Source organism: Actinoallomurus vinaceus, assembly GCF_039542055.1.
Lineage (GTDB): Bacteria > Actinomycetota > Actinomycetes > Streptosporangiales > Streptosporangiaceae > Actinoallomurus > Actinoallomurus vinaceus.
Genome location: NZ_BAABHK010000014.1, coordinates 221,870 through 236,045, shown reverse-complemented (window position 1 = coordinate 236,045; position 14,176 = coordinate 221,870). Strand labels below are relative to the sequence as shown.

The following is a 14,176-nucleotide window of genomic DNA, read 5'->3' as shown; positions in this document are numbered from 1 at the left end:
GCGATCCCTTCAGTAACGCGGGCCACGGCGGGACCGCTGGACGTTCGGCAGCCGGTCGAGGCGGTGGTTCCAGCAGGGCCGGTGCCAGTGCCGCCGGTCGTCGAGCCCGCCGCCCTCGGCGGGCCAGGCCACGATGTGCCCGACGCCCGGCGCGATCTCCTGGTCGCACCCGGGACAGCGGTACGCCTTCGTCCCGCCCGCGACCGGCCGTACGATCCAGTCGCCGTCGGGCCCCTCCTCGGTCCGCTGCGGACCGCCGTACGCGCCGGCCCCGGTCTCCCGGACGGCGTCGTTGCTACGGCGGTTCTTGCGCGGACTCATGCCGTTCAGGGTACGGGGACCGGGACCGTACGGGACGAACCGGTACTCAGCGGAATGTGCGGCCCGCGGTGAACAGTTCCTCCAGCAGCGCGGCGGGCGCGTACGCGGGCTCGCGGTGCTCGGTGTAGAGGGCGCGCAGCACCTCCACCGCGTGGCCCAGGCCGATCCGGTCCAGGTCGGCGATCGGGCCGATCGGGTACCCGCAGCCGTACCGCATCGCGGCGTCGATCGCGTCGGCGTCGGCGTACCCGGACTCGAGCATCCGGACGGCGTCATTGAGGTACGGGACACGCAGCGCGTCGACGATGAAGCCGGCGCGGTCCCGGCAGCGCACCGGATGCTTGCCGAGCGCGGTGACGTACTCGGTGGCCCGTCGCACGACCTCCGGAGCGGTCACCACGGTCGCGGCGATCTCGGTGAGCTCGCCCTCCGGGTCGGGCAGGTGCAGCCCGACGACGTCCTGCGGCCGGTCCGTGGCGGCCGCCAGCTCGATCACCGGCACGGTCGTGGCCGTCGTGGCGAGGATGGCACCCGGCTTGGCGACGTCGTCGACGGCGGCGAACAGCGACCGCTTCACCGACGTGTCCTCGGCCACCGCCTCGATGATCAGGTCGCACTCGGCGAGCAGCGCCAGCTCGGTGCCGCCCTCGGCAGACCGCTCCAGGCCGCCCTCGGCGGACTGCTCCAGCGCCGCGCCGACGGCTTGCGCCTTCTCCTTGTCGCCGGCGACGAACCGGACGTCGGCGCCGGCTCGCAGGCAGCCCCGGATGAGGGCGACGGCAAGCGGGCCCGACCCGACGACCCCGACGCGGGGCGGCGGCCCGGCGGTCGCGGCCTCGGCCGGCGCGGCGGGCTCGTCGTAGGAGTAGAAGCCGCGGCCGGTCTTGCGGCCCAGCAGCCCGGCGGTGACGAGCTGCCGCAGGATCGGCGCGGGCGCGTGCCGCCGGTCGCGCGTCTCCCGGTAGATGGCCTCGCACACTTCCAGGGAGACGTCGAGTCCGATGAGGTCCATCAGCGTCAGCGGTCCCATCGGCAGGCCGGTCGCCTTCATCGCGGCGTCGATGTCCTCACGGGTCGCGTGCCCGGAGTCGTACATCGCCGCGGCCTGGTTCAGGTAGCCGAACAGCAGCCGGTTCGCGATGAACCCGGCGCGGTCGCCGACGGTGACCCCGATCTTGCCGAGCCGCTCGACCAGGTCCTGGACGACGGCCAGGGCCTCCGGCCGGGTCAGCACGCTGTGGATGATCTCCACGAGCCTCATCACCGGCGCGGGGTTGAAGAAGTGCACCCCGACGACCTGCTCGGGGCGGTTCGTGCTGACGGCGATCTCGGTGACCGACAGCGACGACGTGTTGGTGGCGAGCACGGTGTCGGCCCGGCAGACCTCGTCGAGCTGCTCGAACACCCGGCGCTTGAGCCCGAGCTGCTCCGGCACGGCCTCGACGACCAGGTCGCAGTCGCTCAGGGCGCCGAACGAGGTGGACAGCTCGATCCGGTCGAGGATCGCGCGCTGTTCCTCGGCCGAGAGCCTGCCGCGCTTCACGGCCCGGCCGGTGGAGTTCTCCAGGTGCCCGCGGCCGCGCTTCAGCGCCTCGTCGCCCACCTCGATCCCGACGACGGCCAGGCCGCTCCGTGCGAGCACCTCGGCGATCCCGGCCCCCATCGTGCCGAGCCCTACGACCCCGACCTTGTTCAGCGAAGCACCCATGCCCGCAGTCTCCCAGAGCTCTCGGCCCTGCTGAAAGGCCGACTCGGGCGGATTGGTTATATCTGTATAATAGTTATATGTCCATAACTAGACGCGATGCCGACAGGTCGCCTGCCCCCAGCGACACCGCCGTGCCGGACCAGCGGCGACGCCTGCTGATCCTCGCGATCTGTTGCATGAGCCTGTTCATCGTCGGCCTGGACAACACGATCGTGAACGTCGCCCTGCCCTCGATCCAGCGCGACCTCCACGCCTCCGTCTCCGGCCTGCAGTGGATCATCGACGCCTACATCGTCGTGATCGCGGCCCTATTGATGCTGTCGGGCTCGACGGCGGACCGGATCGGCCGGCGGCGGACGTTCCAGACCGGCCTGGTCCTGTTCACCGCGGGCTCCCTGTTGTGCTCCCTGTCGCCGAGCCTGGGCTGGCTGGTCGCCGCGCGCATGGTGCAGGCGGTCGGCGGCTCCATGCTCAACCCGGTCGCCATGTCGATCATCACGAACACCTTCACCGACCCCCGGGAACGGGCCCGCGCCATCGGCGTGTGGGGCGGCGTGGTCGGCATCAGCATGGCGCTGGGCCCGCTGGTCGGCGGTACGCTCGCGGCCTCCGCCGGCTGGCAGGCGATCTTCTGGATCAACATTCCGGTGGGCCTGATCGCGTTCGCCCTGTGCGCGCGGTTCGTACCCGAGTCGCGCGCCCCGCGCCCGCGCCCGGTCGACCCGGTCGGCCAGCTCCTGATCATCGTGCTGCTCGCCGGCCTCACGTACGGCATCATCGAGGCGCCGAGCGCCGGATGGGGATCCGCGCAGACGGTGGGCTGCTTCGCGGCGGCCGCCATCGCGCTGGCCTGCCTCATCCCGTACGAGCTGCGCCGCGCCGAGCCGCTGATCAACCCCCGGTTCTTCCGCAGCGCCCCGTTCGCGGGAGCGACGGTCATCGCCGTCTGCGGGTTCGCCTCGCTCGGTGGCTTCCTCTTCCTCAACACCCTCTACCTACAGGACGTCCTCGGCCACTCCGCGTTCCACGCCGGCCTGCTCACCCTGCCGATGGCCGGGATGACCCTGGTCTGCGCCCCGCTGTCCGGCCGCATCGTCGGCGCCGCCGGGCCGCGCATACCGCTGGTCGTCGCGGGCGGGACGATGGTCGCGAGCGCGCTGATCCTCACGGGCCTGACCGCCCACACCCCGACATGGCGGCTCATGGCGGCGTACGTGCTGTTCGGGCTCGGGTTCGGCATGGTCAACGCGCCGATCACCAACACCGCCGTCTCCGGCATGCCGCGCACCCAGGCCGGAGTCGCCGCCGCCGTCGCCTCCACAAGCCGACAGATCGGTCAGTCCCTGGGCGTCGCCGTCACCGGATCCCTGGTCACCTCGGCCGTACACGGCCCGCTGCGCACCGGATTCCCTCAGGCCAGCCATCTCGGCTGGTGGGTCGGCGCGGGTTGTGGCAGCGTGATCCTGGTGCTCGGTATCCTCACGACCGGCCGCTGGGCCAGGCAGACCGCCGCGCGCACCGCCGAGCGGCTCGACCACGGCTCGACCAGGACGGCGGACACCTCATGAGCGACGCGACGGACGGCCCCATGGACGTGGCGGAGCCGGATGCGGCCGTCCGCGCCTGGGCGACGATGTGCGACCTCGTCCTCCGCGGAGAGGACCGCCGCAAGGAGATCACCGACACACTCGGCATAAGCTTCTTCCGCGCCAAGGCGCTGCGCCGCCTGCGGGGCGGCCCGCTCACCATGCGCGAGCTCACCGCCCGTCTGAGCACTGAGAAGCCGTACACCACCCTGGTCGTCGACGACCTCGAACAACGCGGCTACGTCGAACGTAGCGTCCACCCCGAAGACCGCCGCTCCAAGATCGTCTCACTCACGCCGGCCGGGGCCGCAGTCGCCCGCCAGGCGGACGAAATCCTGGCCCGGCCGCCCCGCTCCCTGCTCGCCCTCGATCCGGACGAGCTCGCCGCCCTCGACCGGATCATGGCCAAGCTCCAGCCATCGGACGCGTAGCCCGCGGCGCCCTCGCCGCCGGTCACGTGCGGCAGCGTCAGGCCGGCATCGGCCGGCGCCAGGTCGTGGGCTGCCGCGGTCTCGCCGCCGGTCACGCGCAGCGGCGTCAGGCCGGCATCGGCCGGTGCCGGGTCGCGTCGGTCTCCTCGGCTCAGCCGATGACGCCGCAGGCGACGCGCCGTCCGGCGTCACCGGCCTTACGGGTCTCGGCGTCGGGCCCGGTCCCACCCGCGTGACGGTACCGGGCCGGGATGTTGGCCTGGTTGTCCGGCAGGGCGTGGATGACGATCGCGCTGCCGTCCCGATCGCGTAGCTGCGCCATGCGGAACCGGTCGGTCGTGAACGAGGCCCGCCCGGACCCATCACGGTTGACCAGCAGATCGGGCAGGTCGCCGGAGTGGTCGGGATGCGCGCTCGACGTGAGGTCGAAATGCGGGCCCGCGCTGAAGAACGGAGTCCCGGTGGCCGGGTCGGTCGACTTGGGATCGCAGACGCCTTTGGCGTGAACGTGGATGCCGTGGTAGCCGGCGGGCAGGCCGTTCACCGTGACCGTGACCATGGCCCGGCCGTTCCCGTCGTCGGCGATGCGCAGCGACCCGACCGTCTTTCCGCTCACGTCCTTGATGACGGCGCCGGCCGCCGAGACCGCCCGACCGAACATCGCGTCGGCCGCCGCGCTCGCGCCGAGCACGACCGCTCCGCCACCGATGACGCCCACCACCGCGAGATGCACCTTGCCTGGCATGCGGTTCCCATACCCGGCCGACGTCGGCCGGTCGCCCACCACCCGGACCCATACGCGGACCTGGGCAAATGATTGCCGAACCAGCGCACCGCCCGGCGCCTCAGCGGGCGCCGACGGCCTCCAGGACGAACCGCGCTCGTTCCACGACACCGGTACGCGGCAGGAAGACCGGCTCGTACCCCTGCTCGGCGTACGCCTCGACGCATGCGTGACAGGTCCGCTCCGCCTCCTCGGGGCTCTGCCGGCGCTCCTGGTCCCGCTCGTAGATCTCCGGCCAGTACGGAGCGACGAACACCCGCCGGTCGTACCGGAACCGCTGAGCAGCGGCCTGCAGGTGCGGTGGGACCGGCAGCCGCATGAGCCGGAGGTAGCCGATGACGTCGACGACGCCGCGATCGAAGAAGACCGGTGCCGTCCCGGACGTCCGCCCATCCGCGTACTCCGTCGCGTGCCGGTAGGACCGCAGGTCCCAGGCCAGCATGAGCTCGGCGAACAGGGCGGGATCGCGCCACGGCAGCGCTCCACCACCGATGGCCGCCTGATCCTGGATGATGGCGCGGCCGCCCTCCGGCGCACACGCGAACCGCTCGCGGCGCAACTGGTCGATCAGCGTCGTCTTCCCGGCTCCGGGCCCTCCGGTGATGACGATGAACCTGTACTGCGGCTGGACGGACATCCAAAATCCTCCTGAGAACGGCGACGGGCAGGCGTCAAGGCATGCGGGGGAAGGGAAAAGGACTGGGTCACGCGCTAAGGGATGGGTCACGCGCTGAGGAGCAGCGGGGAATCCGCGTGTGGCTCACTGGAGCGGAACGGCGAGAATGCGCCCCATGACCGGCCGGGCATTAGCCCCGGAGGCGGAACCAGGTGGTGGTGCCGTCGCGTTCGGCCTCCACACCCCATTCGGCGGCGAGGGCCGTCACGATCACAATACCCCGGCCGTTCTCCGCGAAGAGGTCATCTCGTACGTGTGGCAGTTCTCCGTCAGCACCGTCGTCCGCGACGCAGATCTCCAGCACGTCACCGTCCCGGGCGACGGTGACGGTGACGCGGCCGCCCTTTCCGGAGTCGGTGTGCACGACCGCGTTGGTGACCAGTTCACTGGCGCACAGCTCGGCGTCGTCGACGGCCGGGTGGTCCTCCCCGACCAGGTCGCGGACGAAGCGGCGGGCGTGCGCGACACACCGCTCGCTGCCCGGAAGCGTCAGCGTCCCCAGTACGACCATCGCCCCCATGACGACTCCTCTCCTCGATGTCGCCGCAAGCATCGTCGCGAGGCGTAACGCGTTCAATACGCTTCGTTAAAAGAGAGTGACGGCGAGGAGCCGATTTGCACATCGCCGAATCGCGTGGCGGCCGATCTTCTGCCTGGTCAGAATGCCGACATGGCCACCATCACGCCGACGATCCGGCTGCGCAGGCTGGGCATGGCCCTTCGCGACCACCGCGAGGCGGCCGGCCTGACGTTAGACGACGCCGCCCACGTCCTCATGCGCTCGCCCTCGTCGCTGAGCCGCATCGAGAAGGGCCTGCACCACCTCCCGGTCCGCGACCTGGAGTACATCCTCGGCAAGTACGGCGTCACCGACCCCGCCGTGACCGGCCGCCTGTTCGACTGGTGCCGCAACGGTCGCAAGAAGGGCTGGTGGCAGCGCTACGCCACCGACCTCTCCCCCGAAATGATGGACTTCATCGGCCTTGAAGCCGACGCGGCGTCCATCGCGCTGTTCGAGTTGATCCTCGTGCCTGGGCTCCTGCAGTCCGAGGCCTACGCCCGTGCACTCATGGAGACAGGGCCATTCGCAGACGATCCCGAGCGCGTCGACCGGCTGGTCGCCGTGCGCATGCGCCGCCAAGAACTGCTGCAACGACCAAGCCCGCCGCAGCTTCGGACGATCATGGACGAGGCAGCGTTGCGGCGGCAGGTCGGCGGCCAGAAACTCATGCGAGCTCAACTTCGGCTTCTGCTCGAGATTTCGGTTCTACCCGACGTGACCATTCAGGTGATCCCGTTCACTAGTGGTGCACACTTGGGCGTGGCCAGCGCGTTCGGAATCCTCGACGTCGGCGACCATGGCGACCTACGGGTTGTCACAGTCGACTCTTTGACTGCGATGTCGTACCGCGAAGAGGAATCTGATATCCAGGCCTACAGCTCTACCTTCGATCACCTCCAAGCCGCCGCTCTATCCGAGCAGGACTCCCAAAAGCTGATTCAACAGCTACTGTCTGAACTATGACGATTCGTATCTCGTTTCAGACGCCCTGGCGGACAAGCAGTCACAGCGCGAACCAGGGCGGGACATGCGTGCAGGTGGCCGCCGCATGGCGGACCAGCGGCCACAGCGCGGAACAGGGCGGCGAATGCGTGGAGGTAGCCCTCGTCAGGCCTGAACGCAGCACCCGCTAGCTGATCTGTACCACAAAGCTGGACAAATTTCCCCCGCGGGAGGTCGCTCCCTCCTGCACTGTCTACTCAGGTGAAAAAATTCTCACCTGAGTAGACAACCCTGAGAGACACGCCCTCTCCGCACGAGAGTCCCAAAAGCTGATCGCCGGGCTATTGTCAGAGCTATGACGACTCTCCATTCGCCTCGGCCCACGTGGCGGACGAGTCGTTACAGCGGAAACCAGGGCGGGACGTGCGTTCAGGTTGCCGCCGTGTGGCGTACCAGCAGCCACAGCGCGAATCAGGGCGGCGAGTGCGTGCAGGTCGCTGTCATCCGGCCTGGCGGCAGGAGCCGATAGCAGGCCCTCCGACTCACCGGTCAGGCGCGCGGGTCCATGTTCCACGTGGCGGGAAGCTGTGCGTCGCAGAGGGCGCAGTGGAAGTCGTCGTCGCGGACGATGTTCCGTTCGTGGCAGGCCGGGCAGCGGCGGAAGACGACCGGATGCGTGAAGCCGCCCGGGTGGTCGAGTCCTGCTCGGTCGAGGGCGTCGCGGACCGCCGTCCAACTCGTGACGTCCGGGCAGTAGCCGGTCGACTGGTTGCTGATCTCCTCGACGATCCAGCGGCCCCGCTCGCGGCGGAACATCACCTCTCCGGCGCCCAGAACGGGGGCACCGCCGGCGCATGCGACGTGCTCACTTCGCCTCGGCGCCAGCCGCAACGTCCCGGTGAGGTCGACGACGTACGTGACGGGTTCGTCGAGTTCGGCGTCGCCGCGGCCGGACGACCAGGCGGTGAGGTCGTTCGGACAACGGATCGCGTACCCCTCCCCGCCGGATCGCACGGTGTCGAGGAGGTCGGAGGGGCCCACGTACGGGTAGGGCCGTTCAATCACCGGACACCACGACCTGTCAGGCGGGCCGGCGTGCGGTGCAGCTGAACCGCCTGCCAGCCGTCCTGGCCCTTGCCGTGCCAGATGATGTGGTCGGCCAGGTCGCGCACGCCGTCGAGGTCCGGGAGAGACCGATCACTGCCCGCCACCAGGAAGGTGCCCCAGAATCCCATGGCCGGGATTATCGGGCATGGACCCCGGTAATCAGGGCACTCGTCGGATACCGACGTCGCCTTCGGCTTGGCCGGCCGCCGTCGGTCAGCCGCTCATGATGCCCGGGAGCCGATCCCGGAAGTCCACGACGCCTGCCCACGTGGGGCGCAGCGCGATGCGCGCCATCCTCGTGTCCGGGTGCTCGGCCTGGGCGACGTACCCGGCGCCACCCTCCTCACCGAGAAAGCGGCGTGCCGCCTGCGCCTGCTCAGGCACCATGCCGTCGACCTCGGTGATCGACACCCGGCCGCGCAGGAGGAGCACCTCCGGCGGCTGCGGCTCCGTGTCGATCGTGACGGCCACGTCGGGGTTCGCGCGCAGGGCGCGCAGTCGCGCGGCCGGGCGCGTGATCCCGAGCGGTGGACAGTGGACGTACGTCGCCATCACGAGCTCACCACCGGTCCAGACGAACCACGTCGACATCACCCGAGGTGTCCCGTCGGTCGCCACGTAGGCGAGCCGTGCCGGGATCGTCGAGTGCAGCAGACGCTGTGCGATGTCCGTCTCGAGCAGCCGCAGGTCGCCCTGTGCGAGTTCCATGAGTCATCTCCTTCGGTCGACCGTACTGACCGGAGAGCCGCCACGAATTCATCGCCGATCCCACGCGCCAGGTCCTGGCCGCCCGCGCCGGACATACTGCTAAGGACGCAGGTCCAGGGAGATGTGCGGGGACAGCGCGCGGAGGAAGTCGGGCGCGTCGAAGAGTTCGCCGGCGGAGGCGACGCCGACCGTCGAACGAGGCAGGAGGCCTCAGCGCCGCACGCGGTAACGAAGGTGGGTGACGCGCTCGCCCTGGATCACGACCGGGTCGTCGAAGCGGTGCGGTGCGCCGGTCAGGTCGGTGAAGTACGGGATCCCCTCGCCGAGGAGCACCGGTACGAGGCTGATGCAGACCTCGTCCACCAGGCCCATGTCGAGGGCCTGCCGTGCGATGTCGGCGCTCGCGATACTGACGTCCTTTTCGCCGGCGATCTCCTTGGCGCGCGCGATGCCTTCCGCGACGCCGCCGACGAAGGTGGTTCGCGGCCGCTTCGCCGCGTCCTGGGGCGCGTTGTGGGTCACGACGACGACCGGTGCCCCTATCGGGTGGCTGTCGTCCCAACCATCGGTCAGGTCGAAGAGCCGGCGGCCGCAGACGAGCGCACCGGCGCCGGAGAGGGTCTCGCGCAGCATCGCCGCGCTGTTCGCGTCGACCTGGAACGACCAGCGCTCGTCGGCACTCGGCACGGTGACGTCGCCGGCGCCGTACCAGCCGAACAGCTCACCGGTCCCGTCCTCCGGGTCGGCGATGTAGCCGTCCAGGGACATCGTCATGTGCGTGTAGACCTCGGCCATGTGGACCTCCCGTGGGTTCTCTACGGATAGAACGTCCCGGGCGACGAGAACTCATCGGTCGGCCTGGCGACGTTCACGTCCGACGCTGCGGCACGATGAGCGGGTGACAGCCGACGAGGCGCCTGGGGCACGGAGCATGGGGGACGCGGTCGACGAGCTGTACGGGGTCTTCGGTCTGATCCGCCGGCCGGCGCGGGTGGAAGGGTGCTCCCACTGTGTGGGCCCGGACGAGGATCGGCGGCTGCTGGACCGGCCGCTGCGCTCGCTGCCGCCCGAGGATCTGGCGCGGTACGCGGCCAAGGCGTTGAACACGTGGGGCGGTGCCGAGGAGTTCCGCTACTTCGTGCCCCGGCTCCTGGAGTGCGCCGCGGCCGACGCCTTCGGCTATCCGGATCCGGAGATCGTGTTCGGCAAGCTGGTCACGGCCGAGTGGAGGACCTGGGTCGCCGACGAGCGGGCCGCTGTGGAGGCGTTCCTGAGGGCGTGGTGGGCCGAGGCTCTTGAGGACCATCCCGTACGGCCCGGCATCGCGACACGGCTGAGTTGCCTCGCCACCACCGGGGTCGGTCTCGATCCCTTCCTCTCCGCCTGGGGCCGGTTGGCGACCACCGCGGCGATCCGGCATCTGCGCGAGTTCGTGATCGATGACGTCGAATGGTGGCCCGACCCACGGCTCATTGTGTTCTGGGATCGGCACGGTCCCGGATATCGGCAGGTCATCACCTGGCTGACGGATGGCCGTCTGGTGGCCGCCGTCGAGGCCGCGTTCGAGGGTGAGACGCGGGATGACGTGCTCGAGTTGCTCGCCGAGATCCATACGGCGTTGGCACCGGGATGACCCCGGGCCCGCCCCGTGGCGGGACGGGGCGGGGCGGGACGGTCAGGGAGTGGCGTCGGGGTTCACGGCGACGACGATGGTGGCGAGCAGGCCGTGGGTGGTCGGTCCCTTGTGCAGGGGGCGGAGGGTGACCAGGCCGGCTGAACCGCCGTTGCGGTAGATGCCGTCCTCGTCCAGCGTCGTGCGGTGCGTGGTGTTGATCGCGTACGGCTGGAGCTTGGCGATCCGCTCGGTGACGTTCTCGTCGAAGAAGAACTGGCCGGTGTGCGCCACGTGGCCGCCGGTGTACTTCCGGCCGACGACCTTGCCGCCGATGTGGACCTTGGCGTGAATGTGAATGGCCCGGCCCATGTACCAGCCGGGATACAGCGTCCGGAACTCTACGACGCCGCGCCGGTCGGTGAGCTGGACGCCCCGGAGGAAGGTGAGCTTGTCGGTCGGCTCGGCGTGGCCTCCGCCGCCGCCCGGAGGCGGGGAGCCGGGCGGCGGCGTCGGCGTGCCGGTGGGCGGGGTGCCGCCGCCGGGACCTCCAGGGCCGCCGCCGTTCGCGCCGCCGACGCCCATGGCCGTGTAGCCGGAGTACTCGCCGAGGGCGTCGCAGTGCCAGATGTCCAGCGCGGCCCTCGGGATGGGCGCGCAGGTGGTCGCGTCGACGACGGTGGCGCGCAGGATGAGGGGCACGCCGTCCTTGTGCTCGGTGATGTCGCGGCGGAAGAGGTCGTAGTCGAGGTAGTAGGGGCCCTCGACCATCTCCGGCGCCAGCACGCAGGCCGGCTTCGGACCGGTGGGTCCGTGGGTGGTGGAGGCGCCGGCCGCCGCGCGGCCCAGCGCGACGATTCCGGCCGCTCCGAGGCCCGCGCCGCCGAGGGCGGTCAGCGCGGCGCGGCGGTTCACCGCTCCGGATTCGGGCGACTGCGTGTGGTCTTCGCGTTCGGTCATGCGTTCGCCACCTTGGGTTGACAACGGCTATGACGATCAGTCGTCCCCCGTGTCGAGCGACGCTAGCCGTGCCCCATGAAGATTGGATGAGAACGATCTGAGAACCGTGAGATGTTCGACGCCGCCGTCTGTCGATCCAGCCGGAGGTCATTCGTATAGAGGGTGAGAGCCGGCAGAGGGCCGGTCCGGAAGAGGAGCCCGCGATGAAGCAGTACCTGCTCAGTGTCTACCAGCCCGAGGGAGAGCCCCCGGCCGACCTGGACCGGATCATGCGTGAGGTCGAGGCCTGGCAGCAGGAGATGAAGGCCGCCGGCGCGTGGGTCTTCACCGGACGCCTGCACGCTCCGAGCACGGCCACGGTCGTACGGCTCCGCGACGACGAGGTGCTCACGACCGACGGCCCGTTCGCCGAGGGCAAGGAGTACGTCGGCGGCTTCACGGTCGTCCGGGCGGCCGACCTCGACGCCGCGCTCGAATGGGCAGCGGCCTTCACCCGCATCGCCTCCCTTCCGGTGGAGGTGCGGCCGATGCTGGGCGAGGACTGAGGTGTCCGCCACCGCGCAGGTCGAACAGATCTTCCGCGAGGAGTACGGCCGCGCGGTGGCCGTCCTGGTCCGCGGCTTCGGCGACATCGACCTCGCCGAGGAGGCGGTCCAGGACGCCTTCGCCGAGGCGCTGCGGCGCTGGCCGTCGGCGGGGCCGCCCCCGAGCCCGGCGGGGTGGATCATCACCACCGCCCGCAACCGCGCGATCGACCGGCTGCGCCGTGAGGCGTCCCGTACGGACCGGCACGCGCAGGCCGCGCTGCTGCGGACCGCCGACGAACCGGCCGAGGAGGGCCCGGTGCGCGACGACCGGCTACGCCTGATCTTCACCTGCTGTCACCCCGCGCTGGCACCCGCCGTACGGGTCGCGCTGACGCTCCGGCTCCTGGGCGGGCTGACCACCGCGGAGATCGCCCGGGCGTTCCTCGTGCCCGAGCCGACGATGGCCCAGCGCCTGGTCCGGGCCAAGGGCAAGATCCGCGACGCGCGCATCCCGTACCGCATCCCGAAGGAGGCGGACCTGCCGGATCGCCTGCGGGCCGTGCTGGCCGTCATCTACCTGATCTTCAACGAGGGGTACGTGGCCGGCTCGGGCGACCGGCTGATCCGCGCGGAGCTGTGCGCGGAGGCGATCCGCCTCGGGCGGCTGCTGGCCGAGCTGATGCCCGACGAGCCGGAGGTGACGGGCCTGCTCGCGCTGATGCTGCTGGTCGAGTCGCGGCGGGCGGCGCGGACCGGCCCGGACGGTTCGCTGGTCCCGCTGGCCGAGCAGGACCGGAGCCGGTGGGACCGCGAGCTGATCGCCGAAGGGCAGGCCCTCGTCCGGCGATGTCTCCGGCGCGACCGGCCGGGGCCGTACCAGATCCAGGCCGCGATCAACGCGGTGCACAGCGACGCGCCGGACGCGGCCGCCACGGACTGGCGGCAGATCCTGGAGCTGTACGACCTGCACCTCGCGCTCGCCCCGAGCCCGGTCGTGGCCCTGAACCGCGCCGTGGCCGTGGCCGAGGTGGAGGGTCCCGGGCCTGCGCTCGCCCTCGTCGACGGCCTGGACCTCGACCGGCACCACCTGTACCACGCCATCCGGGCCGACCTCCTGCGGCGTCTCGGCCGAACCGCCGAGGCGGCCCTGGCGTACGAGGCGGCGATCGCCCGCACCGAGAACACGGCCGAACGCGACCATCTACGACGCCGCCATGCGGCGCTCGGCCGGTGACGACGGAGATCGAACGGCGCGGGAGATCGACGGCGTCGAGCAGCTCACCCGTTACGAGGACCGAACTCGACATCCGGCTGCGGTGCGTGGGGGTCTCGGCTCTGGATGGCGGCGGCGACGCGGCGCAACTCGGCGAGGACGGTCTGGACGGCCTTTCGTGCGGTGCGCTCGGGGCGGTGGAGGACATCGATATGGCGTTCGGCGTGTACACCGCTCAGCGGCCTCAGGACGACCGCGGGGTGCGGACGCGACGTCCAGCGGGGCATCAGGGCCAGGCCGCCGCCGGCGGCCACGGCCTCGGCGACCACTGAGAATTCGTTGATGCGGTGGACGACGTCGAGTCGGCGGTTGGCGACGGCGCCGATGGCCTCGATGGTGGCCATCAGCGGGAAGCCGTCGTGAACGGTGATCCAGGGCTGATCGGCCACGTCGCGCGGGAACAGCTGCCGCTTCGAAGCCAGCGGGTGGTCGGTCGGCAGCGCGACGTCGAGCGGCTCACGCAGTAGCGTCGCAGCGGTCACGGTGCGCGGCCACGCCGGAGCATGGTCGAGCCGGTGAGCGAGCACAAGATCGTAGTCCCGGGTGAGACGGGGAAAGCGGTCCTGCGCCACGTCCTCGTCGGCCAGAGTCACGCGGGGACGCTCCGGCCCGGCGAGACCGTGCAGCAGGAGCGGGAAGAACACCGCGGCCGCGCTGTGGAAAGCCGCGACCGACACGTCACCGTCTGGTCGCTCGGCGAAGTCGGTGACGGTGTGGCGCGCCCGGGCGAGGGCGGTCTCCACCTCGATCGCCGCACCCGCCAGGGCCTGCCCGGCGTCGGTGAGCACCATACGTCGCCCAGCGCGTTCGGTGAGCGGGACGGGGCTCGAGCGTTGCAGCAACCGTAGCTGCTGTGAAATCGCCGAGGGCGTCACGTGCATGGCCTCGGCGACCGCGCTCACGCTGCCCAGCTCTCCCAGTTCACGCAGGATCCGCAACTGCCGTACGTCCACTCCGTAAGTGTAGGTCAGCTAAAGGT

At 70.7% G+C, this 14,176-nt stretch carries 19 protein-coding genes; 8 read left to right on the top strand and 11 right to left on the bottom strand.

The window, feature by feature from the left end:
- Positions 1-9 precede the first annotated feature (9 nt).
- A complete protein-coding gene (locus ABEA24_RS38795) occupies positions 10-321 on the bottom strand; it encodes an ATP/GTP-binding protein (protein WP_345437918.1) in 312 nt (103 codons plus the stop codon).
- Between the two features lie 46 nt (positions 322-367).
- A complete protein-coding gene (locus ABEA24_RS38790; protein ID WP_345437916.1) occupies positions 368-2,029 on the bottom strand; it encodes a 3-hydroxyacyl-CoA dehydrogenase family protein in 1,662 nt (553 codons plus the stop codon).
- A 77-nt stretch (positions 2,030-2,106) separates the two neighbouring features.
- Between ABEA24_RS38790 and ABEA24_RS38785 the strand changes: the two genes are divergently transcribed.
- Together ABEA24_RS38785 and ABEA24_RS38780 are read left to right on the top strand one after the other, a co-directional pair.
- Positions 2,107-3,597 (top strand): MFS transporter, encoded by a 1,491-nt coding sequence (locus ABEA24_RS38785; RefSeq protein ID WP_345437914.1) that lies wholly within the window; start codon positions 2,107-2,109, stop codon positions 3,595-3,597.
- Entirely contained in the window at positions 3,594-4,046 is a 453-nt protein-coding gene (locus tag ABEA24_RS38780; RefSeq protein WP_345437912.1) for a MarR family winged helix-turn-helix transcriptional regulator, read from the top strand. The genes ABEA24_RS38785 and ABEA24_RS38780 overlap by 4 nt, the downstream gene beginning before the upstream one ends.
- Before the next feature lie 151 nt (positions 4,047-4,197).
- Here the strand turns inward: ABEA24_RS38780 and ABEA24_RS38775 are convergent, their stop codons facing one another.
- The 3 genes from ABEA24_RS38775 to ABEA24_RS38765 all read right to left on the bottom strand — a co-directional run bounded on the left by ABEA24_RS38775 (position 4,198) and on the right by ABEA24_RS38765 (position 6,026).
- The gene (locus tag ABEA24_RS38775) at positions 4,198-4,791 is read right to left on the bottom strand and encodes a superoxide dismutase family protein (RefSeq protein WP_345437911.1); all 594 of its coding nucleotides are present in this window, start codon (positions 4,789-4,791) and stop codon (positions 4,198-4,200) included.
- 100 nt (positions 4,792-4,891) lie between these two features.
- Positions 4,892-5,467, bottom strand: a complete 576-nt coding sequence (locus ABEA24_RS38770) for an AAA family ATPase (protein WP_345437909.1) — start codon at positions 5,465-5,467, stop codon at positions 4,892-4,894.
- A 169-nt stretch (positions 5,468-5,636) separates the two neighbouring features.
- Positions 5,637-6,026 carry an ATP-binding protein gene (locus tag ABEA24_RS38765; RefSeq protein WP_345437907.1) on the bottom strand — a complete coding sequence of 130 codons (390 nt, stop codon included), beginning with the start codon at positions 6,024-6,026 and terminating at the stop codon, positions 5,637-5,639.
- Positions 6,027-6,176: 150 nt separating this feature from the next.
- Between ABEA24_RS38765 and ABEA24_RS38760 the strand changes: the two genes are divergently transcribed.
- The 3 genes from ABEA24_RS38760 to ABEA24_RS53805 all read left to right on the top strand — a co-directional run bounded on the left by ABEA24_RS38760 (position 6,177) and on the right by ABEA24_RS53805 (position 7,539).
- Entirely contained in the window at positions 6,177-7,031 is an 855-nt protein-coding gene (locus tag ABEA24_RS38760) for a helix-turn-helix domain-containing protein (RefSeq protein ID WP_345437905.1), read from the top strand.
- Positions 7,028-7,201, top strand: coding sequence for a DUF397 domain-containing protein (locus ABEA24_RS38755; protein WP_345437903.1), 174 nt, complete (start codon positions 7,028-7,030; stop codon positions 7,199-7,201). The genes ABEA24_RS38760 and ABEA24_RS38755 overlap by 4 nt, the downstream gene beginning before the upstream one ends.
- A gap of 164 nt (positions 7,202-7,365) precedes the next feature.
- Complete coding sequence (locus ABEA24_RS53805) at positions 7,366-7,539, top strand: DUF397 domain-containing protein (protein ID WP_425551287.1); 174 nt, start codon at positions 7,366-7,368, stop codon at positions 7,537-7,539.
- Between the two features lie 20 nt (positions 7,540-7,559).
- On the opposite strand, the gene ABEA24_RS38750 is transcribed toward ABEA24_RS53805, so the two are convergent.
- The 4 genes from ABEA24_RS38750 to ABEA24_RS38735 all read right to left on the bottom strand — a co-directional run bounded on the left by ABEA24_RS38750 (position 7,560) and on the right by ABEA24_RS38735 (position 9,620).
- Positions 7,560-8,075, bottom strand: a complete 516-nt coding sequence (locus tag ABEA24_RS38750) for a hypothetical protein (protein ID WP_345437901.1) — start codon at positions 8,073-8,075, stop codon at positions 7,560-7,562.
- Complete coding sequence (locus tag ABEA24_RS38745; RefSeq protein WP_345437899.1) at positions 8,072-8,245, bottom strand: hypothetical protein; 174 nt, start codon at positions 8,243-8,245, stop codon at positions 8,072-8,074. The genes ABEA24_RS38750 and ABEA24_RS38745 overlap by 4 nt, the downstream gene beginning before the upstream one ends.
- Positions 8,246-8,330: 85 nt before the next feature.
- Positions 8,331-8,825 carry a pyridoxamine 5'-phosphate oxidase family protein gene (locus ABEA24_RS38740; RefSeq protein WP_345437897.1) on the bottom strand — a complete coding sequence of 165 codons (495 nt, stop codon included), beginning with the start codon at positions 8,823-8,825 and terminating at the stop codon, positions 8,331-8,333.
- A gap of 210 nt (positions 8,826-9,035) precedes the next feature.
- Positions 9,036-9,620 (bottom strand): dihydrofolate reductase family protein, encoded by a 585-nt coding sequence (locus ABEA24_RS38735; RefSeq protein ID WP_345437895.1) that lies wholly within the window; start codon positions 9,618-9,620, stop codon positions 9,036-9,038.
- A gap of 103 nt (positions 9,621-9,723) precedes the next feature.
- Here ABEA24_RS38735 and ABEA24_RS38730 point away from each other — a divergent pair, with 103 nt between their 5' ends.
- A complete protein-coding gene (locus ABEA24_RS38730; RefSeq protein ID WP_345437893.1) occupies positions 9,724-10,458 on the top strand; it encodes a hypothetical protein in 735 nt (244 codons plus the stop codon).
- A 42-nt stretch (positions 10,459-10,500) separates the two neighbouring features.
- On the opposite strand, the gene ABEA24_RS38725 is transcribed toward ABEA24_RS38730, so the two are convergent.
- Positions 10,501-11,397: an intradiol ring-cleavage dioxygenase gene (locus tag ABEA24_RS38725; RefSeq protein ID WP_345437891.1), complete on the bottom strand. Its 897-nt coding sequence runs from the start codon at positions 11,395-11,397 to the stop codon at positions 10,501-10,503.
- A gap of 203 nt (positions 11,398-11,600) precedes the next feature.
- Here ABEA24_RS38725 and ABEA24_RS38720 point away from each other — a divergent pair, with 203 nt between their 5' ends.
- On the top strand, positions 11,601-11,942 hold the full coding sequence (locus ABEA24_RS38720; protein WP_345437889.1) for a YciI family protein: 342 nt from the start codon (positions 11,601-11,603) through the stop codon (positions 11,940-11,942).
- 1 nt (position 11,943) lies between these two features.
- Positions 11,944-13,158 carry an RNA polymerase sigma factor gene (locus ABEA24_RS38715; RefSeq protein ID WP_345437887.1) on the top strand — a complete coding sequence of 405 codons (1,215 nt, stop codon included), beginning with the start codon at positions 11,944-11,946 and terminating at the stop codon, positions 13,156-13,158.
- A gap of 44 nt (positions 13,159-13,202) precedes the next feature.
- On the opposite strand, the gene ABEA24_RS38710 is transcribed toward ABEA24_RS38715, so the two are convergent.
- Positions 13,203-14,150 (bottom strand): LysR family transcriptional regulator, encoded by a 948-nt coding sequence (locus ABEA24_RS38710; RefSeq protein WP_345437885.1) that lies wholly within the window; start codon positions 14,148-14,150, stop codon positions 13,203-13,205.
- Positions 14,151-14,176 lie beyond the last annotated feature (26 nt).